General features: G+C 71.5%; 17 protein-coding genes. 9 read left to right on the top strand and 8 right to left on the bottom strand.

Translation table 11 applies throughout. The features are described from left to right. Positions 1–59: 59 nt before the first annotated feature. Entirely contained in the window at positions 60–1,055 is a 996-nt protein-coding gene (locus ACIBKX_RS03260; RefSeq protein ID WP_363270687.1) for an N-acetylmuramoyl-L-alanine amidase, read from the bottom strand. Positions 1,056–1,077: 22 nt separating this feature from the next. Further along, the gene (locus tag ACIBKX_RS03255; RefSeq protein ID WP_363270688.1) at positions 1,078–1,743 is read right to left on the bottom strand and encodes a class I SAM-dependent methyltransferase; all 666 of its coding nucleotides are present in this window, start codon (positions 1,741–1,743) and stop codon (positions 1,078–1,080) included. Positions 1,744–1,859: 116 nt separating this feature from the next. Between ACIBKX_RS03255 and ACIBKX_RS03250 the strand changes: the two genes are divergently transcribed. Beyond that, a complete protein-coding gene (locus ACIBKX_RS03250) occupies positions 1,860–2,504 on the top strand; it encodes a CatB-related O-acetyltransferase (protein ID WP_363270689.1) in 645 nt (214 codons plus the stop codon). Between the two features lie 47 nt (positions 2,505–2,551). On the opposite strand, the gene ACIBKX_RS03245 is transcribed toward ACIBKX_RS03250, so the two are convergent. Next, entirely contained in the window at positions 2,552–4,339 is a 1,788-nt protein-coding gene (locus ACIBKX_RS03245; RefSeq protein WP_363270690.1) for an MFS transporter, read from the bottom strand. 261 nt (positions 4,340–4,600) lie between these two features. Here ACIBKX_RS03245 and ACIBKX_RS03240 point away from each other — a divergent pair, with 261 nt between their 5' ends. The 5 genes from ACIBKX_RS03240 to ACIBKX_RS03220 all read left to right on the top strand — a co-directional run bounded on the left by ACIBKX_RS03240 (position 4,601) and on the right by ACIBKX_RS03220 (position 10,942). Beyond that, entirely contained in the window at positions 4,601–6,763 is a 2,163-nt protein-coding gene (locus tag ACIBKX_RS03240; RefSeq protein ID WP_363270691.1) for an acyl-CoA dehydrogenase, read from the top strand. 25 nt (positions 6,764–6,788) lie between these two features. Then, positions 6,789–7,979 carry a lipid-transfer protein gene (locus tag ACIBKX_RS03235; RefSeq protein WP_363270692.1) on the top strand — a complete coding sequence of 397 codons (1,191 nt, stop codon included), beginning with the start codon at positions 6,789–6,791 and terminating at the stop codon, positions 7,977–7,979. A 117-nt stretch (positions 7,980–8,096) separates the two neighbouring features. Continuing rightward, the gene (locus ACIBKX_RS03230; protein WP_363270693.1) at positions 8,097–9,548 is read left to right on the top strand and encodes an MFS transporter; all 1,452 of its coding nucleotides are present in this window, start codon (positions 8,097–8,099) and stop codon (positions 9,546–9,548) included. A gap of 48 nt (positions 9,549–9,596) precedes the next feature. Then, positions 9,597–10,133 carry a SigE family RNA polymerase sigma factor gene (locus ACIBKX_RS03225; protein ID WP_363270694.1) on the top strand — a complete coding sequence of 179 codons (537 nt, stop codon included), beginning with the start codon at positions 9,597–9,599 and terminating at the stop codon, positions 10,131–10,133. Next, complete coding sequence (locus ACIBKX_RS03220; RefSeq protein WP_363270695.1) at positions 10,133–10,942, top strand: hypothetical protein; 810 nt, start codon at positions 10,133–10,135, stop codon at positions 10,940–10,942. The genes ACIBKX_RS03225 and ACIBKX_RS03220 overlap by 1 nt, the downstream gene beginning before the upstream one ends. A gap of 94 nt (positions 10,943–11,036) precedes the next feature. Here ACIBKX_RS03220 and ACIBKX_RS03215 read toward each other — a convergent pair whose 3' ends face one another. The 4 genes from ACIBKX_RS03215 to ACIBKX_RS03200 all read right to left on the bottom strand — a co-directional run bounded on the left by ACIBKX_RS03215 (position 11,037) and on the right by ACIBKX_RS03200 (position 14,774). Continuing rightward, positions 11,037–11,642, bottom strand: a complete 606-nt coding sequence (locus ACIBKX_RS03215; protein ID WP_363270697.1) for a response regulator transcription factor — start codon at positions 11,640–11,642, stop codon at positions 11,037–11,039. Further along, positions 11,639–12,832 carry a sensor histidine kinase gene (locus ACIBKX_RS03210; protein ID WP_363270842.1) on the bottom strand — a complete coding sequence of 398 codons (1,194 nt, stop codon included), beginning with the start codon at positions 12,830–12,832 and terminating at the stop codon, positions 11,639–11,641. The genes ACIBKX_RS03215 and ACIBKX_RS03210 overlap by 4 nt, the downstream gene beginning before the upstream one ends. Before the next feature lie 182 nt (positions 12,833–13,014). Continuing rightward, entirely contained in the window at positions 13,015–13,737 is a 723-nt protein-coding gene (locus ACIBKX_RS03205; protein WP_363270698.1) for an ABC transporter permease, read from the bottom strand. Further along, a complete protein-coding gene (locus tag ACIBKX_RS03200) occupies positions 13,737–14,774 on the bottom strand; it encodes an ABC transporter ATP-binding protein (RefSeq protein ID WP_363270699.1) in 1,038 nt (345 codons plus the stop codon). The genes ACIBKX_RS03205 and ACIBKX_RS03200 overlap by 1 nt, the downstream gene beginning before the upstream one ends. A 283-nt stretch (positions 14,775–15,057) precedes the next feature. On the opposite strand from ACIBKX_RS03200, the gene ACIBKX_RS03195 reads away from it, so the two are divergent. From ACIBKX_RS03195 to ACIBKX_RS03185, 3 genes are all read left to right on the top strand, one after another. Then, positions 15,058–15,912 carry a MaoC/PaaZ C-terminal domain-containing protein gene (locus tag ACIBKX_RS03195; RefSeq protein ID WP_363270700.1) on the top strand — a complete coding sequence of 285 codons (855 nt, stop codon included), beginning with the start codon at positions 15,058–15,060 and terminating at the stop codon, positions 15,910–15,912. A 108-nt stretch (positions 15,913–16,020) separates the two neighbouring features. Then, entirely contained in the window at positions 16,021–17,097 is a 1,077-nt protein-coding gene (locus ACIBKX_RS03190) for a Zn-dependent alcohol dehydrogenase (RefSeq protein ID WP_363270701.1), read from the top strand. Positions 17,098–17,225: 128 nt separating this feature from the next. Then, the gene (locus ACIBKX_RS03185) at positions 17,226–18,167 is read left to right on the top strand and encodes a 3-oxoacyl-ACP reductase (protein ID WP_399375620.1); all 942 of its coding nucleotides are present in this window, start codon (positions 17,226–17,228) and stop codon (positions 18,165–18,167) included. Positions 18,168–18,476: 309 nt separating this feature from the next. Here the strand turns inward: ACIBKX_RS03185 and ACIBKX_RS03180 are convergent, their stop codons facing one another. Beyond that, a complete protein-coding gene (locus tag ACIBKX_RS03180) occupies positions 18,477–19,706 on the bottom strand; it encodes a hypothetical protein (RefSeq protein WP_399375619.1) in 1,230 nt (409 codons plus the stop codon). Positions 19,707–19,910 lie beyond the last annotated feature (204 nt).

Genomic DNA, 19,910 nt, shown 5'->3' with positions numbered 1-19,910 from the left:
GAGGACATTATCGTCCGCACGGGTGGGGTGTCTGCTCGGGATAAAGACCGACCCTCGCGTTACCCCCGCAGGAAGCTCACGATTCCGTCAGAGATCCCCTGCGCGGCCTTCTGCCGCCAGGTGCCGCTGGTCAGCAGCGCCTCGTCCTTGGCGTCCCGCATATTGCCGCACTCGATGAACACCTTGGGGACCGTCGACAGATTGAGGCCGCCGAGATCCTTGCGTACGTCGAGTCCGGTGCCGTCACCGATGTAGTTGGAGGGGGCGCTGCCCGTCGCACTCACAAATTTGCCGGCGATGCGCTCGCCCAGGTCGCGCGAGGGGGCGACGATCTTGCTGGTGTCCGCGGAGCCGGAGGCCACCTTCGCGGGCAGGATCACATGGAAGCCGCGGTTGCCCGCCGCCGAGCCGTCGGCGTGGACGGAGACGACGGCGTCCGCGTGCGCCTCATTGCCGATGCGGGCGCGCTCGTCGACGCAAGGGCCCCAGGGCCGGTCGCCGTCCTGCGTGAACTTGACGGTGGCGCCCTGCTTTTCGAGGAGGGTGCGCAGCCGGTGCGAGACGTCGAGGGTGAACTGGGCCTCGGTGTAACCGTTGTTGGTGGACGTGCCCGTCGTGTCGCATTCCTTGCGATTCGTACCGATGTCCACCAGGCGGTTGATCTCCGCCGTGTGCTTGCCGTTGCCGGGGTTGTGCCCGGGGTCGATGACGACGACCTTGCCCTTGAGGGGCCCGGACGCGGCGGGCCGGCCGCTGCTCTTCGATGGCTTGGCCGTGTCCGGCCCGTCGCCCTGCTTTCCGTCGCCTTTGTCACCCTTGTCGTCCTTGTCGGACGTTGACGGGGACGGCTTTTCGGAGGGTGAGCCGGGCGCCGAGCTGCTCGACGCGGGGAGCGTCCTGGGCGGCTCGCTGCCGCCGGGACCGCTCGTCGCCTCGTAGATGAGCCACCCGGCGAGGCACGTCGGCACCAGGGCCGCGAGCGTCACGGTGAGCGGACCGCCGCTGAAACGGCGGGGCGGGCGTGGGGGATGACTGTCCGGACCTACGTACGACACGACTGCGACTCTAACGGTGGGCTCAGATCCCCGCTCCCGTTCGTCGCAGGACGCGCAGCGAGTCGGTGGCCGACACCTCGGTGAACGCGCCGGACTCCAGGGCCCTGAGGTAGACGCGGTACGGGGCCTGGCCCGTCATGATGTCCACCGGGTCGGGGAAGACGTCGTGGATCAGGAGCAGCCCGCCCTCGGCGACGTGCGGCGCCCAGCCCTCGTAATCGGCCGTGGCGTGCTCGTCCGTGTGCCCGCCGTCGATGAAGACCAGTCCGAGCGGCCCGGCCCAGGCCTTCGCCACCTGCGGCGAGCGGCCGACGATCGCGATCACGTGCTCTTCCAGGCCCGCGTGGTGCAGGGTGCGGCGGAAGGCCGGCAGGGTGTCCATCCGCCCCACCTCGGGGTCGACCGTCTCCGGGTCGTGGTACTCCCAGCCCGGCTGCTGCTCCTCGCTGCCGCGGTGGTGGTCGACCGTGATCGCCGTCACCCCCGCCCTGCGGGCGGCGTCGGCGAGCAGGATCGTGGAGCGTCCGCAGTACGTCCCGACCTCGAGGAGCGGCAGCCCGAGCGCCGCGGCCTCCGTGGCGGCGGCGTACAGGGCGAGGCCCTCGTCGACCGGCATGAAGCCCTTGGCCGCCTCGAAGGCGGCGAGGATCTCCGGCTCGGGCCGCGGGGCGGCGGACTGCGGGGCCATCGGGTTCCTCCTGGTCGAAAAGGGGATGGGGGCCGGCTGGGGGCCGCTTTATGCTGCCGCATGGCCCGGCCGGTCCGAGCGGCGGGGCGGTGTACACAGAGCGATGGGGAGCGACGATGAATCTCGTACCGGCCGATCCGACGGTGCTGCATCCCTTTCCGGACCAGCCCCGGGTGGTGCTGCTCAAGCCGCTGGTGAAGTCGCCGCTGATCGAGGTGGGGGAGTACTCCTACTACGACGACCCGGACGACGCCACGGCCTTCGAGACCCGCAACGTCCTCTACCACTACGGCCCCGAGAAGCTGCGGATCGGGAAGTTCTGCGCCTTCGGCACGGGCGTCCGCTTCATCATGAACGGCGCGAACCACCGCCTCGACGGGCCGTCCACGTTCCCCTTCCCGATCATGGGCGGCTCGTGGTCGGAGCACTTCGACCTGATCAGCGGGTTGCCGGGGCGGGGCGACACGGTCGTCGGGAACGACGTCTGGTTCGGCTACAACACGATGGTGATGCCGGGCGTCCGGATCGGGCACGGGGCGGTCATCGCGTCCGGGTCCGTGGTGGTGGACGACGTACCCGACTACGGGGTCGTCGGCGGCAATCCCGCCAAGCTGATCCGTACGCGGTACAGCGAGTCCGAGGTGGAGCGCTTGCTGGCGGTCGCGTGGTGGGACTGGCCGGCGGAGCATCTGACGGAGCACGTCCGGACGGTGATGTCCGGGACGATCGACGAGCTGGAGAAGGCGGCGCCGGGGAGCTAGCGCCCCGGCGGGGCGGGCCGAGTCACTCGGCCCGCCCCGCACACCGGCTACGCCAGGACCTCACTCCCGCCCGGCAGCAGCAGATCCACCTCCACCGCCGCGGAGCTCCCGAAGCCCCCGGCGCTCCCGGACCCCCCGTACGAAGCCGCCGAAGCCAGCGGCGCGTGCCCCGCCGCCGTCGCGGCAAGGACATACGCCCCGTCTCCGGGGACGGAGAGCGCGTACCGGCCGTCCGCATCCGTCAGCGCAGCCCCCGCCTGCCGCCCCCGGCGGTCGATCAGCGTCACCTTCGCGCGGGCGACCGGAGCCCCGGTGGGACTGAGGACGCGGCCGTGGAACCCGGCGAGCGCCTCCTGCGCCGCCCGCAGATTCGCGTCCTCCTCGCTGCTGGCCCGCAGTTGGAGCCGCGGCTCGGCCGAGCCTTGGAGCCGCGGCTCGGCCGAGCGCTTGGCGGAGGGGAGGAAGAGGGCGAAGAGGAGGCCGATCGCGACCGCCCCCGTGGCGATGAGGAACGAGACGCGGAACCCGTGCAGCGTGGGGACGGCGACGCCGCCCACATGGTTCGCCGTGTTGGCGAGCACCATGCCGATGACGGCGCTGGACACCGACGTACCGATGGAACGCATGAGCGTGTTCAGTCCGTTCGCCGCGCCCGTCTCCGACGGGTCCACGGCGCCGATGATCAGCGCGGGGAGCGAGGAGTAGGCGAGCCCGATGCCCGCCCCGACGACCACCGCGACCACGATCGTCTGCCAGGCCGCGCTCATCAGGCCGAGCCCCGCCCCGTAACCGATCGCGATGATCAGCATGCCGAGGATGAGGGTCACCTTCGGGCCGTACTTGGCGGACAGACGGGCGTACACCGGCGCCGTGAACATCATCGTCAGGCCCAGCGGCGCCACGCACAGGCCCGCGACGACCATGGACTGGCCCAGCCCGTAGCCGGTGGCCGTCGGCAGTTGCAGGAGCTGCGGCAGGACCAGCGAGATCGCGTAGAAGGCGACACCGACCATGATCGAGGCGAGGTTGGTGAAGAGCACCGAGCGGCGGGCCGTCGTACGCAGGTCCACCAGCGGCGCCTTCAGGCGCAGCTCCATCAGGCCCCACAGGACCAGGACGACCGCCGCCGCGCCGAACAGGCCCAGCGTCGTGCCGGACGTCCAGCCCCAGTCGCTGCCCTTGGTGATGGGCAGCAGGAAGAGGACGAGGCCCGCGGAGAGGCCGATCGCGCCGAGTACGTCGAAGGTGCCCTCGGCCCGCACCGTGCTCTCCGGCACGAAGACGAGCGTAAGAAGCATGGATACGACACCGAGGCCCGCCGCCCCGAAGAACAGCGCGTGCCAGTCGGCGTGCTGCGCGGTCAGCGCGGCCAGCGGCAGCGCGAGTCCGCCGCCGACGCCGATGGAGGAACTCATCAGGGCCATGGCCGAGCCGAGCTTCTCGCGGGGCAGCCCGTCCCGCATCAGGCCGATGCCGAGCGGGATGGCGCCCATCGCGAAGCCCTGAAGGGCGCGGCCGGCGATCATCACGACGAGGTTGTCGGTGAAGCCGCAGACCAGGGAGCCGACGACCATCACGGCCAGGCTGGTCAGGAGCATGCGGCGCTTGCCGTAGAGGTCGCCGAGCCGCCCCATGATCGGGGTCGCCACGGCGCCGGCGAGCAGGGTCGCTGTCATGACCCAGGTGGCGTTCGACGGGGCGGTGCTCAGCAGGGTGGGCAGGTCCTTGATGACCGGCACCAGGAGCGTCTGCATCACGGCGACGACGATGCCCGCGAAGGCGAGTACGGGGACGACTCCGCGGGTGCCGCGTTGGAGGGTCGTCGACTGCGTCATTGAGGGGGGCCTCCGGGGGCGGAATGGGGTGGCGCGCGGCGCTGCGCGTGCAGGGGTACGTGCAGAACGAACCTGTTTCCCGAGGCGACTATTCCGACGGATGTCGTACGAGGGGAAGTCTTGACCTGTTGTTAACCGGTTGCTTAATCCCGTCTCTGCGGGTCCCGCAAATCTGACCTTCCGTCAGGTCATCCCTTCCGTCGTATTGGAACGTGTTCTACTCTGACGCCGTCCCGGAAGCTGCTACCGGTGAGGACGCGCATGGGGATCGGAATCACGGAGGAACAGCGGGAGTTGGCGGCCGCCGCGCGCGGCTGGATCGGCCGAGCCGTGCCGCCCGAGGAGATACGCAAGCTGCTCGACGCGCCGTCCGGGGCGGGTGGCCGCCCCGCCCACTGGGACGGCCTCGCCGCGCAGGGCCTGCTCGCCGCGCATCTGCCCGAGGAGTACGGGGGCGGGGGCGGCGACCTCGTCGACCTCGCGGTCGTCCTGGAGGAGGCGGGCCGCGCCGCACTGCCCGGGCCGTGCCTCGCGAGCGCCCTCGCCTCGGCCGTGCTGCACCGGGCGGGCGCCCGCGAACTGGCCGCCGACCTGGCGTCCGGCGCACGGATCGGCGCCGTCGCACCGGGCACGGGCACGCTGACCGCGGTCTCCGTGCCGGACGGTCACGTCCTGGACGGCGCCGCGCCGCCCGTGCTCTCCGGCGCCGACGCCGATCTCCTGATCCTGGCCGCGGAGTCCGCCCGCGGCACCCTCTGGTTCGCCGTCGACGCGGCCGCGCTGACCCTGCGTACCCAAGAGAGCGCCGACCCGACGCGGCCGACCGCCGAAGTGACGGCCGACGGGGTCGAGGTCCCCGCCGGGCGGCTGCTCGACGTGGACTCCGCACTCGTGCGGGACCTGACCTGTGTCGCGTACGCCGCTGACGCCTGCGGTGTCGCGGACTGGGCGCTGGCCACCGCCACCGAGTACGCCAAGGTGCGCGAGCAGTTCGGGCGGCCGATCGGACAGTTCCAGGCCGTCAAGCACCTCTGCGCGGACATGCTGCTGCGGGTCGAGCAGGCCCGGGCCCTGGTGTGGGACGCGGCACGGGCCGCGGCCGAGCCCCCGCAGGTGCGCGGACTCGTCGCGGCGCTCGCCGCGGGGACGGCCCTGGACGCCGCCTACTCCTGCGCCAAGGACTGCGTGCAGATCCTCGGCGGCATCGGCTTCACCTGGGAACACGACGCCCACCTGTATCTGCGCCGCGCCGTCGTCGCCCGCCAGCTGCTCGGCACCGGGGACACGCACCGGCTGCGGGCCGTGCGGCACGCGGAGGGCGGGGCGCGCAGGGAGCTGCGGACGGAGCTGCCTCCGGAGGCGGCCGACTACCGGGAACGGGCCCGCGAGGCCGTCGCCGGCGCCGTCGGGCTCGACCCGGCCGCCGCCCGCAGGGCCCTCGCGCCGACCGGCTACGCCGCGCCGCACCTGCCCGAGCCGTACGGACGCGGCGCGGGCCCCGTCGAACAGCTCGCCGTCCAGCAGGAGTTGGCCGAAGCGGGGGTCCGGATCAGCGAACTCGGCATCGCCACCTGGGTGGTGCCCTCGCTCATCGCGTACGGGACCCGGGCCCAGCAGGAGCGGTACCTGCTGCCCACCCTCCGCGGTGAACTGCTCTGGTGCCAGCTGTTCAGCGAGCCGGAGGCGGGCTCGGACCTGGCGGCGCTGCGGACACGCGCCGAGCGGGTCGAGGACGGCTGGCTGATCAACGGCCAGAAGGTGTGGACGAGCGCGGCCCAGTGGGCGGACTTCGGGATCCTGCTCGCCCGCACCGACCCGGACGCCCCCAAACACAAGGGCCTCACGTACTTCCTCATCGACATGAAGCGGGCCTCCGGCGTCGACATCCGCCCCCTGAAGGAGATCACCGGGGACTCCCTCTTCAACGAGGTCTACTTCGACGACGTCCTGCTGCCCGCCGACGCGGTCGTCGGCGAGGTGAACGACGGCTGGCGCGTCGCACGCCACACCCTGGGCAACGAACGCGTCCACATGGCCGACCAGTTGACCTTCGACACCGGCCTGGAGGCGCTCATCGCACGGGCCGCCGAACTCGACGGCGCCCACCGCGCACGGATCGGCGCGCTCGCCGCCGAGGCACACGCGCTCGCCTGCATCGGGCTGCGCACGACGATGCGGCAGGTCGCGGGCGCGGAACCGGGGGCCGGAGCCTCCGTACGCAAGCTCGTACAGACCCCGCACCAGCAGAAGGTGGCCGAGCTCGCACTCGAACTCCTCGGCCCCGCAGGCGCGTTGCGCGAGGGCGCCGGCGAACGGGCACTGCACGGCTTCCTGATGGCGCGCTGTCTGACCATCGCGGGCGGCACCACACAGGTGCAGCTGAACGTCGTCGCCGAGCGGATCCTCGGCCTGCCCCGGGACTGAGATCCCGGCCAATGAAAGGGACTTCATGAAGGCGTACGTAGTCGGCGTCGGGATGACCAAGTTCGAGAAGCCCGAGACGCGGAACTGGCAGTACTGGGACATGGCCAAAGAGGCGGGCAGCAAGGCGTTGGACGACGCCGGCATCGCGTACGGGGAAGTGGAGCAGGTCCCGGTCGGATACTGCTTCCAGGCCTCGACGGCCGGGCAGCGGGCCGCCTACGAACTGGGCCTGACCGGCGTCCCCGTCTACAACGTGAACAACAACTGCGCGACGGCGTCGACCGCGCTGATGATGGCGCGGCAGTTCGTCGAGGGCGGCATCAACGACTGTGTGCTCGCGCTCGGCTTCGAGAAGATGGCACGCGGCGCGCTGGGCGGCGGCTCCGACGGCGGAGACTTCAAGACGTCCCCCGTCGCGCGGCACTACGGCGTCATGGCGGCGGCGCACGGCTTCGAGATGACCCCGCCCACCGCACAGATCTTCGGCAACGCGGCCCGCGAGCACATGGAGCGGCACGGCACCACGGCCGCGCAGCTCGCGGCGGTCGGCGCCAAGAACCACCGGCACTCGGTGAACAATCCGTACGCCCAGTTCCAGGACGCGTACACGGTGGACGAGATCCTCGCCGCCAAGACCATCCACCACCCCCTCACCAAGCTCCAGTGCTCGCCGACGTCGGACGGCTCGGCCGCGGCGGTCGTGGCCTCCGAGCGGTTCGTGGAGCGGCACGGGCTGCAGGACCGGGCCGTGGAGATCGCCGGACAGGCCATGACGACGGACACCGGGGAGTCCTTCGACTCCGGCTCGTGCATCGACGTCGTGGGCCAGCCGATGTCGCGGGAGGCGGCGCGACAGGCGTACGAGAAGTCGGGGCTCGGCATCGAGGACGTCGACGTCATCGAACTGCACGACTGCTTCTCGATCAACGAACTGCTCACCTACGAGGCGCTCGGCATGTGCGCGGCGGGTGAGTCCGGGAAGCTCGTCGAGAGCGGCGCGACGACCTACGGCGGGCGCTGGGTGGTGAACCCCTCCGGCGGACTGATCTCCAAGGGACATCCGCTCGGTGCCACGGGGATCGCCCAAGTGGCCGAACTCACATGGCAGTTGAGGGGCGAGGCGGAGGCCCGGCAGGTGCCGGACGCGCGGGTGGGCCTCGCGCACAACATCGGGCTCGGCGGAGCGGCGGTGGTGACGCTGCTGCGGCGGACCTAGTCCTTGCCGGGGCAGACATCGCGCCGGGCCCTGCGGCGGACCTAGTCCTCTTGCCGGAGGACCCGTGCAGCGAATTTCCGATGTACGGGTCATCCGGTGCTTGAGAGGATGACGGTCATGGTCAAGACGCCCGACACCGCTTACACGACCGCAGCCGACGCCTCCACCACCCCTCCGAAGAAGTCCGCGCCGGTGTGGGCGGTCCTGCTCGCCGCCTGCGCGGGCCAGTTCCTCGTCGTCCTCGACGTCTCCGTGGTGAACACGGCACTGCCGTCGATGCGGGCCGACCTCGGCATGAGCGCCGTCGGACTGCAGTGGGTCGTCAACGCCTACTCCATAGCCTTCGCGGGCTTCATGCTGCTCGGCGGGCGGGCCGGCGACCTCTTCGGGCGCAAGCGGATGTTCCTCCTGGGGCTCGGCCTGTTCACCGCCGCCTCGCTCGGCGGCGGGCTCGCGCAGGCGGACTGGCAGCTCCTCGTGGCGCGGGCCGTACAGGGCCTCGGCGCCGCGATCCTCGCCCCGTCGACGCTGACGATCCTCACATCGGCGGTGCCCGAAGGCGCGGCGCGGGTACGGGCGATCGGCGTCTGGTCGGCGGTGGGCGCGGGCGGCGGCGCGGCCGGCGGCCTGGTCGGCGGCGTCCTCACCGACCTGCTCTCCTGGCGCTGGGTGCTCCTGATCAACGTACCGATCGGCGCCCTGGTGATCGTCGCGGGCATGGCATGGCTGACCGAGAGCCGCGCGGGCGAGGCCCGCCGGATCGACCTGCCGGGCGCGGTGCTCGTGACGGCCGGACTCGCCACCCTCGCGTACGGCATCGTGCAGACCGAGGAGAAGGGCTGGACGGCGGCGGAGACCCTGGTGCCGCTCGCGGCCGGACTCGTGCTGCTCGCCGCCTTCCTCGTGGTGGAGGCGCGCACGAAGGTGCCGCTGATGCCGCTCAAGCTCTTCAAGGTGCGGTCGGTGTCGGCCGCGAACGCCGCGATGTTCGTCTGCGGCGGCGGCATGTTCGCCATGTGGATGTTCATGACGCTGTACGCCCAGAACGTCCTCGGCTACTCCCCGCTCAAGGCGGGCCTCGCGCTGATCCCGTCCTCCCTCACCATCGTCATCGGCTCGATGCTCGCGCCGCGCGTGATGCCGGTCCTCGGCGCGAAGAACGTGTCCATTCTCGGCATAGTGGTGGCCGCGGCGGGCTTCGGCTGGCAGTCGACGATGACCGTCGACGGCGCGTACGTCACCTCGATCATGCTGCCCGGCATCGTGATGATGTTCGGCGCGGGCCTCGCCACGACCCCTCTGGCCTCCCTCGCCACATCGGGCGCCCGGCCGGGCGACGCGGGTCTCGTCTCGGGCCTGGTCAACACCTCCCGCACGATGGGCGGCGCGCTCGGCCTCGCGGTCCTTTCCACGGTGGCGGCCTCACAGATGGACGGCTCGACGTCACGGCAGGCGCTGACCGACGGGTACGCGATGGCGTTCCGGACGAGCGGGTTCATTCTGCTCGCGGGTGTGGTGGTGCTGTTGGTGTGGATGCCGAGGCAGCGGAGCACTTCGTCCGCGGAGTGAGGCAACGGTTCGCGCCCCTCATGGACTCCAATGTGCAAGGAGGTATTCATGGGGGAGCGAAAGCAGGTCCTGGACGGAGAGTTCCAGGGCTTCGTCACCGGCCGCTGGCCACAGCTGATGCGTACGGCGTTTCTGCTCACAGGAGAGCGCCACGCGGCAGAGGACCTGGTGCAGTCGTCCTTGGAGCGGACATACGTGTCCTGGCGCAAGGTCAGCGCCGCGGGTGACCCGGACGCGTATGTGCGCCGGATCATGATCAACACCCATGCGCGCAGACACCGGCGGAAACTCAAGGAGTTCCTGTCGCTCCAGGAATCGGCCCCGGTGCTCGACCAGTGCGAGCGCGACGACCGCATGGCCCAGGCGGACGACCGGGCGGCCCTGCTGCGCGCCCTCGCCGAACTGCCGGTGCGCCAGCGCGAGGCGGTCGTCCTGCGGTACTGGGAGGACCTGAGCGAGACCCAGACCGCCGAGGCCATGGGCTGCTCGGTGGGGACCGTGAAGAGCAACGCCGCCAAGGGGATCGCCAAGCTGCGCGCCATACCCGCACTGACCGAGAAGGTCGGAAGCCGAGGGGAGAAGTAATGACCAGGGAGCAGGAACCGGCGCAGCCCGACGCCGCCACGCACAGCGACATCGCCGACCGCCTCGCGGCAGCGGCGGACGGGATCGACGTGGGCACGGCCCCGTACCAGGCGGTGCTGCGAGGAGGCCGGCGCAGGAAGACGCGCCGCTGGGTGGTCGGCGCACTGGCGGCCGTGGCGCTGGCGGGCTCCACGGGCTCGCTGGCGCTCGCGGTGGTGGACGGCAGGGAGCAGACACAGGTGGCATCGGAAGGCGGCAGCGCGCGGGAGCGGCATGTCTACACCCCGCAGTTCACCACGCTGACCGAGGTCTTCGACGAGGCGGGCACCCCGGTCACCCAGGTGGAGCTCCAGGTCTGGGGCGCTCCGCGTGACGAGTCGGAGGCGGCCGGCCAGAGGAAGGCGATGATCAAGGCGGGCGTGTGGGACGAGCGGACCACCGACCCGGTCCCGAACTTCGACCAGCCCTGGTACGCGATCAGCGTCCGCCCCGACGGCAGGCACAAGCAGCGGGTGACGTCCTTCGGCCTCCAGGACAAGGAGCCCGGCGGCGACGACGGCCTGAGCTTCGCCTCGGTGGAGTTCGACGTGAAGGGCAAGAAACTGACGATCGGACACGTGGGCCCGAAGACGAAGCGAGTCGAGTTCGAGTACGAGAACGGCACGACGGAACCGGAACTCCACAAGGCGGCGGGCTCCGCGTACCTGTGGTTCAGCCTGGAGGAGGCAGATCCGGGCCCGGACGGCGAGTTGAGGGCGGTGCGGCTGTACGACGGGAGGGGGAAGGTGGAGGTGGTGCAGGAGAACTGACGGAGTTCATGTCCGGCCCGTCCGGTGCCATCTCTCAGCCCGTCCGGTGTTTGACGGAGGCACCCACCCCGATGCCGCACCCGCCGCCCCGCGCCTACAACCACCCCCGCTGCCGGGCCTCCCGAACCGCCTCCATCCGGTTCCGTGTGCCCGTCTTCCCGATGGCCGCCGAGAGATAGTTCCGCACGGTCGACTCCGACAGATGCAGCTTGCCCGCGATGTCGGCGACGGTGGCCCCGTCCACCGAGGCCTTGAGGACATCCGCCTCACGGGAGGTCAACGGGCTCGGGCCCGCACTCAACGCCGCAGCCGCCAACGCGGGATCAATCACCGTCTCGCCCCGCAACGCCTGCCGGATCGCCTCGGCGAGCTCCTCCACGGGCCCGTCCTTGACCAGAAAACCCACCGCCCCCGCTTCCATGGCCCGGCGCAGATAGCCGGGCCGGCCGAAGGTCGTCAGGATCAGCACCCGGCACTCGGGGCACTCCTCACGCAGCAGCGCCGCCGCGTCGAGCCCGCTGAGACCGGGGAGTTCGATGTCGAGCAGCGCCACGTCCGGGCGCGAGTTCAGCGCCGCGTCCACGATCTCGTCGCCCGCGCCCACCTGGGCGACGACCTCGATGTCCTCCTCCATGCCGAGCAGCAGGGCGAGCGCGCCCCGCATCATGCCCTGGTCCTCGGCGAGCAGGACTCTGATCATGGGGCGCACTCCTCCTGGACGGGGCCGGGGCCGGGTTCGGTACCGGAGTTCGAGCCGGTTCCGGGCTCGGCGCCGGGCTCGGTGACCGGCAGCACCGCGGTGACCCGGAAGCCGCCGCGCGGGGCGGGGCCGGACTCCAGGGAGCCGCCCGCCGCGGACAGGCGTTCGGCCAGGCCCTTCAGCCCGCTGCCGGGCGTCCCCGAGCCTACGCCGCGACCGTCGTCGGTGATCAGCAGTCGGGTCCGTTCGGCGGTGCCCGCCACCTCGATCTCGCAGCGGGTGGCCCTGGAGTGGCGTACGACATTGGTGGCGGACTCGCGGACGACCCAGCCGAGCAGCGCCGCCGTCTGCGGGGCCAGCGGGGGCCCCGACTGACGGACGACCGCTTCGATGCCGGCGGCCTCAAGCAGGTCGCGGGCGCGGTCGAGCTCGGTGGCGAGGCTGCCCTCGCGGTAGCCCGTGACGGCCTCGCGGATCTCGGTCAGGGCCTGGCGGCCGACGGACTCGATGTCGGCGACCTGGCCGAGCGCCGCGTCCAGGTCGCGCGGTGCGAGCCGGCGGGTGGCCTCGGCCTTCACGACGATCACGGAGAGGGTGTGACCGAGCAGATCGTGCAGATCACGGGAGAAGCGGAGGCGTTCCTTCTCGACGGCGCTGCGGGCCAACTCCTCGCGGGTGGCGCGCAGTTCCTTGACCGTCTCGGAGAGGGCGAGGATCGCGGCGGTCACCATGACGGAGATGAACGTGCCGTAGGCGATGCCCATCGTGTCCCAGCCGTCCCGCAGTCCGCCGACGACCGCAGCGGAGATGCTCAGGGCGAACGCCGCGGGCACGAGCCGCCTGCCCCGCAGGACCGCGCCGGTCGCGAGGCCGAGCAGCGGGAAGAACATCAGCCAGCTGTCGCCGTAGCCGATGGCGAGGGCGAAGGTGACCGCGGTCAGCGCGAGCAGCGACCGCCGGGTCACGGCCGCCTCCCGCGCCTTCTTGTGGAAGGCGCGGAACACCACATTGATATAGAGGGAGTTGAAGGCGAGCAGGCCGATGCCGCCGATCCAGGGATTCCCGGTCTTGCCCTGGAGCACGTTGGAGAAGGAGCCCATGCCCATCAGGAGCCAGGGCAGCATCGCGAAGCCGTTGGGCGGACCGAGGTCCGCGGGATTGCCCCGCGCGGACTTCTCCCGCGCCCGCATCTCGCCGAGCTGCTCGCGGGCGCTGGACTTCCAGAAGCGCAGGCGGCGCCCGAACACCTGACGCCGGGAGCTGTTCCCGGAGGCCGTCCCGGAGGCCGTTCCGGAAACCTTCCCGGAAGTCTTCACGGACTTCGCTGACATCCTTGTTTCTCCTGTCGCGCCGTGGCGCCTCGTCGGCGTCGTCATGGGGTCCGCGCAGCCCGGCGGTAGGAGACCACAGCGTACGAACCGAAGGCCAGCAGCCAGGCGGTCAGCACGGCGGGCGTGCCGAAGCCGATGCCGCCGCCGTCGGCCACGGACGTGCCGAGCTGCGCGAAGCGGTAGGTGGGCGTCCAGTCGGAGAGCGCGCGCAGCCAGCCGGGGAACAGCTCGACGGGGAACCACAGTCCGCCGAGCACGGCGAGCCCCAGGTTGCACGCCGTGTTCACGACGCCCGTGGTCTGCGCGCTGAGGCGGTAGCCGTTGCCGAGCCCCAGCATCGTGAAGGGCAGCGAGCCGAGCCAGAGCAGCACCGCGGTCGCCGCCCACTGCCAGGCCGCCATGCGTACGCCGTTGACCAGACCGCCCGCGGCGAACACCGCCACGATCGCCGGAAGTACCGTCACCACCCCGGTCAGCGCCCGCCCGGCCACGACCTCACGGGGCGTCATGGGCGTCACCCGCAGCTGCCGCAGCCAGCCGGTCGTCTTGTCCTCGGCGAGACCGGCACCGGTGTTCAGGGCGGCGATCACCGCACCGTACGCGGCCATACCGACCATCGAGGTGGTCTTCCACTCTGCGTACTCCGAGCCGCCGCCGATGTTGGTGAACAGCAGGTACATCAGGACCGGAAGGCCGATGCCACCGATCACGAATCCGGTGTCGCGCAGCGTCCTGCGCACTTCGAGGCCGAGGTAGGCGAACATCACGCCACCTCCACGGAGGGAGCGGCGGTCTCGGAAGCCGCGGTTTCGGAAGCCGCGGTCTCGGGGTCCGCGGTCTCGGGGTCTGCGGTCTCGGGGTCCGCGGTCAGCGCCAGGAACGCGTCGTCCAGTGAGGCCCCAGTGACCCGCAGGCCGCGGATCGCCCCGAGCTCCGCGAGCGCGACGACCGTCGCGTCGGAGTCCTCCGTTCGCAGCGTGGCCCGGTCCCCGCGTACCTCCACGGAGACCACACCGGGCAGCAGCGTCAGCCCCTCCGTGCCGCGCCCTGCCAGGTCGAGGGAGACCAGGGTGCCGCCGGCCGACCGCCTGATCTCGTCGCCGGTGCCGTCGGCCACGATCCGGCCGTGGTCCATGACGAGGATCCGGTCGGCGTACCGGTCGGCCTCCTCCAGGTAGTGGGTGGAGAACAGGACGGTGTGACCGCGCCGAGCATGGCCGCGCATCGACGCCCAGAAGGCCTGCCGCGCCTCCACGTCGAGTGCGGCGGTCGGCTCGTCCAGGACGATCAGCGCGGGATTCCCGGCCAGCGCCACGGCGAACCGCACCCGCTGGGCCTGCCCTCCGGACAGCCGGTCCACGCGCCGGCCGGCGAGCTCCTCGACACCGGCGAGCGCAAGCGCCTCGTCGACCGGCATCGGCGACGGGTAGCGCCCCGCGACGAAGGAGACCAGCTCGCGGACGGTGACCCGCGGGACGAGCCGCCCCTCCTGGAGCATGGCGCCGACCCGCCCCGCGCGCACGGCGGCCTCGGGCGGGCCGCCGAGCAGGCGGACGGTGCCCTCGTCGGGTTCGTCGAGGCCGAGCAGCAGGGAGATGGCCGTGGACTTGCCCGCGCCGTTGCGGCCGAGCAGGGCGACGGTCTCGCCGGGCTGTATCTCCAGGTCGATTCCGTCGACGGCGCGGACCGCGCCGAAGGCCTTCGCAGCACCGGCGAAGGCGACGGCGGGTCCGTCCGCGAGGAAGTGCGCGGGGCCGTTAGCGAGGAAGCGCGCGGGGCTGTTCGCTGAGGTCGTCGTCATGGCTTCGACGCTACGGATCGGGGGCGGTCCTGCGGCAGAAGCGATTGTCCGGACTCCGTCGGTACAAATGTCACGGCGAGGACGGGACGCAGAATCTGACGTGACGTCAGGAGCCTTCACAAGTCCTGGGTGCTGAGCTATACATGGGGTCGCCGGACTGGAACGCGTTCTAGAACGGGCCGGTCCGACGACCGGCTCTCCGGCCCCGTTGCGACCTCGGTGCGGCCGACGGTGCGGACGGCCGCACCGAGGTCTTTACCTCCGGCCAAGGAGCTGCCAGAACATGCCCATCGACGCCGCTAAGGCCGTAGCCGCGGAGCCCAGGTCGGCCGAGATCACCTGGGACCACAAGGACATCCAGCTCTACCACCTGGGGCTCGGTGCCGGTGTCCCCGCCACCGACCCCGACGAGCTGCGCTACACGCTGGAGTCGAAGCTGCACGTCCTGCCCAGCTTCGCCACCGTCGCGGGCGCGGGCATGGGCGTCGTCGGCGGCCTCTCCGCCCCCGGCATCGAGGTGAACCTGGCCGCCGTCCTGCACGGCGGCCAGACCGTCACCCTGCACCGCCCCATCCCGGTCAAGGGCGCGGCCACGTCCACGTCCAGGGTCGCCGCCGTGTACGACAAGGGGAAGGCCGCGATCCTCGTCCTGCGCTCCGAAGTGGCCGACGCCGACGGGCCGTTGTGGACGAGCGACGCCCAGATCTTCGTACGCGGTGAAGGCGGGTTCGGCGGCGACCGCGGCCCCTCCGCCCGCGTCCCCGCCCCCGAGGGCGAACCGGACCGCACCGTCGAACGCCCCGTCCGCGAGGGCCAGGCGCTGCTCTACCGCCTCTCCGGCGACTGGAACCCGCTGCACGCCGACCCCGAGTTCGCCAAGCTGGCGGGCTTCGACCGGCCCATCCTGCACGGCCTGTGCACCTACGGGATGACCCTCAAGGCGGTCGTCGACACGCTGCTCGGCGGCGACGTCTCGCGGGTGCGCAGCTACAGCACGCGCTTCACCGGGGTCGTCTTCCCCGGAGAGACGCTGCGGATCCGGATGTGGCGCACCGAGGGGCGCGTCCAGGCGACGGTGACGGCGGCGGAGCGGGACGACGCGCCGGTCCTGGCCGACACGATCGTCGAACACGCGTAAGACAAGCCCGCACACACACCCGCGCACACAAGCCCCGCGCACACAAGCCCCGCGCACACACCCGCGCACACAAGTCCTCGTAGACAAGTCAGTGAGGGGAGCCGCACCATGCGCGCAGCCGTACTGCACGAGATAGGCCAGGAGAAACTCGAGGTTCTCGACGACGTCGAGGCGGTGGGCTTCGGCCCCGGCAAGGTGAAGATCCGGGTACGGGCCACCGGCCTGTGCCACTCCGACGTATCGGCGATGAACGGCGTGCTGCCGCAGCCCGCGCCGTTCATCCCCGGCCACGAAGGCGCGGGCGAGATCATCGACGTCGGTGACGGCGTGACCGGGCTCAGCCAGGGCGACAGGGTGCTGCTGTGCTGGCTGCCCGCGTGCGGCACCTGTCCCGCCTGCAAGCGCGGCCAGACCCAGCTCTGCCTCGCCGGGTTCATGAACGCGGGCACACCCAACTTCAAGCGGCCCGGCGGTGACGTCTTCGGGTTCGCGGGTACGGGGACCTTCACCGAGGAGGTCGTGGTCGACGCGGGCTGCGCCGTGCCGATCCCGGACGACGTGCCCTTCGACATCGCGGCGCTGATCGGCTGCGGAGTGACGACGGGGCTCGGCGCGGCCATCAACACCGCTGATGTGGCCGCCGGTTCGTCGGTCGCCGTCATCGGCTGCGGCGGCGTCGGGATCTCCGCGATCCAGGGCGCGCGGCTCAAGGGCGCGGCGCAGATCATCGCCGTCGACCCGGTGGCGTCGCGCCGCGAGGCCGCGCTGAAGTTCGGCGCGACGGAGGCGGTCGCCCCGGACGGACTCGCCGACGCCAAACAGCGGGTGACGGCGGGCGAGGGCTTCGACTACGTCTTCGAGGTCGTCGGCAAGTCGGCCACGGCCCGCACCGCGTACGAGACGACACGGCGCGGCGGCACGCTCTGTGTCGTGGGGGCGGGGGCGCTCGACGACTTCCTCCAGCTCAACATGTTCGAGCTGTTCTTCGACGAGAAGAAGATCCTGCCGTCCATGTACGGCGGCGGCGACGTCCTCACGTCGTACGAGCGGGCCATCGCACTGTGGCGGGCGGGCCGCATCGACCTGGAGGGCCTGATCACGCACCGCGTGCAGCTGCCGGAGATCAACGAGGCGCTGGACCAGATGCGGACGGGTGTCGCGCTGCGCACCTGCATCGAAATCTGACCCCCCCCACCACCCGGCCCCCCCCAGGCCCCCGGCCCCTCCGGAACTCCTGGGAACTCCTGGGAACCCCCGGAATTTCCCGGGACTCCCCAAAAATCCCCGGCTGATACGGCTTCGAAAGGATTTTGATGTCACTGCCACTCGAGGGTCTGTCCGCGATCGTCACCGGGGCCGGCCGCGGGCTCGGCCGCGCCGAAGCGCTCGAACTCGCCCGGCTCGGCGCGAGCGTCGTCGTCAACGACTTCGGGCAGCCCGGCCGTGACGGCTCGGGCGAGGCGTCGGCCACGCCGGCCGAGGAGGTCGCCGCGGAGATTCGTGCCGCGGGCGGGTCGGCGGTCGCGCACCTGGGCGATGTCGCGGACCACGAACAGGCGCGCGGCCTCGTCCAGTTGGCGATCGAGACGTACGGCAAACTGGACATCCTGGTCAACAACGCGGGCATCCTGCGGGACCGGATGATCTTCTCGATGAGCGAGGGCGAATGGGACTCCGTCATCCACGTCCACCTCAAGGGCCATTTCAATACGACCCACTTCGCCTCCGTCCACTGGCGTGAGCGGTCCAAGGCGGCGGGGGGCCCGGTCTACGGCCGGATCGTCAACACGTCGTCGGAGGCGTTCCTCGCGGGGTCGGCCGGACAGCCGAACTACGCGGCGGCGAAGGGCGGCATCGTCGGTCTGACGACGTCCAGCGCGCTGGCACTCGACAAATATGGAGTAACAGTTAATGTCATCTGTCCGCGGGCAAGGACACGCATGACGGAGGACGTCTTCGCAGGCTTCCAAGAGCCCGACGCCGGCGAACTCGACGCCCTGGCCCCGGAACACGTGGCCCCGCTCGTCGGCTATCTGGCGTCGCCCGCCGCTGCCGGGGTGAACGGTCAACTCCTCGTCGTGCACGGCGGGATGGTGGCCGTGGTCGAACGCCCGAAGGTGGCCGCGAAGTTCGACACGGCGAAGGAGGCGTTCACGTACGAGGAGTTGGACGAGGCGCTGTCGCCGTACTACGCGGGACGCCCGCAGGGGGAGACGTTCGCGGCGGCGGAGGTGCTGGGGCTGAAGCGGGGGTGATCTTCCCCGGTCCCGCCGGACAGGCCGAATCCTGAATCCTTCGGCCTGTCCGGTCGGGGAAGGGAAGGGGAGGGGAGGCCTAGCCCGCGTCACCCTGCCGACGGTGCCTCCCCCGCGGGGCCACCGCCTCGTCATGTTCGGCCACCGGGCCCCGGTGCCTGCCGGCACCCGCCTCCGCCGCCGGCGGCGCCGGCTGGGACGCCACCCGCGGGTCGGCCACCTGCTCTGTCTCCGTACTGATCTCGGTCGTCGTCAACACACTCACCCCGTAAAACGGTAAAGAAGATCGTTCGGTACAGCCGGGCGAGTCTAACCAACGCCCGCACGCCCGGTGAGAGGCGCCTGCTGCAACGGAACGGGCCGCGCGGCGACCGGCGCGGGAGCCTCCTGCGGACCGGCGGATTCCGCCTCCGGGGCGGGAGTTTCGACCTCCGCGACACCGCACGGCGCCACCCCTGTTGCGTACGGAAGACGCAGGACGCCCGCCCGCGTCCACCAGCCCGCACCGGCCAACCACCCGCCTGGCGCCGCCAGTTGCCGCAGCCGCCGCTCGGCCGGGCGCCATATGCCGAGCCAGCTCCCCGCCGCCCCGTCGATCCGCAGCGCCACCGCACAGCTCTCCGGCATCAGCGTCTGCCCCGGCTGGATCGCGAACGGCGTCACCGCGAGATCCGGCAGCCGCAGGCACTCGGGGAAGCGCACCGGCCGCGTACCGCCCAACACCCCCCAGCCGAGCCGGTCGTGGCCCGGCGCGTCCGAACGGACAAGGAGCAGCCCGCTGTCGGCGTCCGCGAGCAGCACCCGGTCGTCGCTCTCCTCGGCGATCTGCAGGAGAGGGGACAGCTCGCCGTCCCGGCCCAGGTCGATCGCCACCGCCTTGACCCGGCCGTCCAACTCCCGGTCCAGGGCCAGGATCCGCCCCTCCCCGTCCAGCCAGACCCCGCCCGAACACCGCCCCGGGATCTCCGCGAGATGCTCGGGCCCGAAGGCCCCGCCCGCCACCAGCCACAGGTCCGTCGACTCCGGGCCCACGGCGATCGCGTACGCCCGTGTACCGCCCGGCGACGGCGGCAGCAGACTCAGCCGGTCCGTGCCGCAGTCGATGCCGCCGAGCGGGACCTCACCGGTCCCAGGCCCCGTCGGATAGAGGAGACAGAACGCGTGCCGCCCGTCCACCACCCGGTGGATGAGTACGCGCCCGTCCGCCATCGGCAGCACCTCCGTGCCGGGCTCCTCCGGCTGACCGCCGGGCAGCGGCACCGCGTAGGGCTCGGGGGAGTCGAGGGTCCAGCGCTCGGGGAACCAGGAACCGGCGTCGTACACGAGACGCGCGGCGTACGCGCAGTCGGCGGTGATCACCAGGGGAGCCGGAGCCGGAGCCAGAACCAGAACCGGAGCCGGAGCGGTCGCCGTCGGCGGCGCGGCCGGTGCGGGGGGCGGCTCGGAGACCGGCTCGGACATCGGCTCGGACATCGGCGTGGCCGGCGGCGTGGACGGCGGCGCGGTCATGGGCTCGGGCTCCATCGTGGGCGCTGTCATGTGGGGCACCTCCGGCCCCGAAGCTAGTTTTCGCACGCACAGCCGTGGCACCTGTGGACGCCCGCTTCACACAGAAGGGTGGCAATGTCACGGTTCGGCTGAGGGTGCGGGGGTGGTTGTGCTGGGCGGGGAGGGCGCGCTTAAAGTAAGGCGAACCTAAGTGGTTGCTGTGCGGCCCGGAAGGTACAGCGGCGCTCAGTACGC

It is taken from the genome of Streptomyces sp. NPDC050658 (assembly GCF_044457025.1).
Classification (GTDB): domain Bacteria; phylum Actinomycetota; class Actinomycetes; order Streptomycetales; family Streptomycetaceae; genus Streptomyces.
Note: the sequence above shows the minus strand (reverse complement) of the source record. Positions and strands in the feature narration are given on the sequence as shown.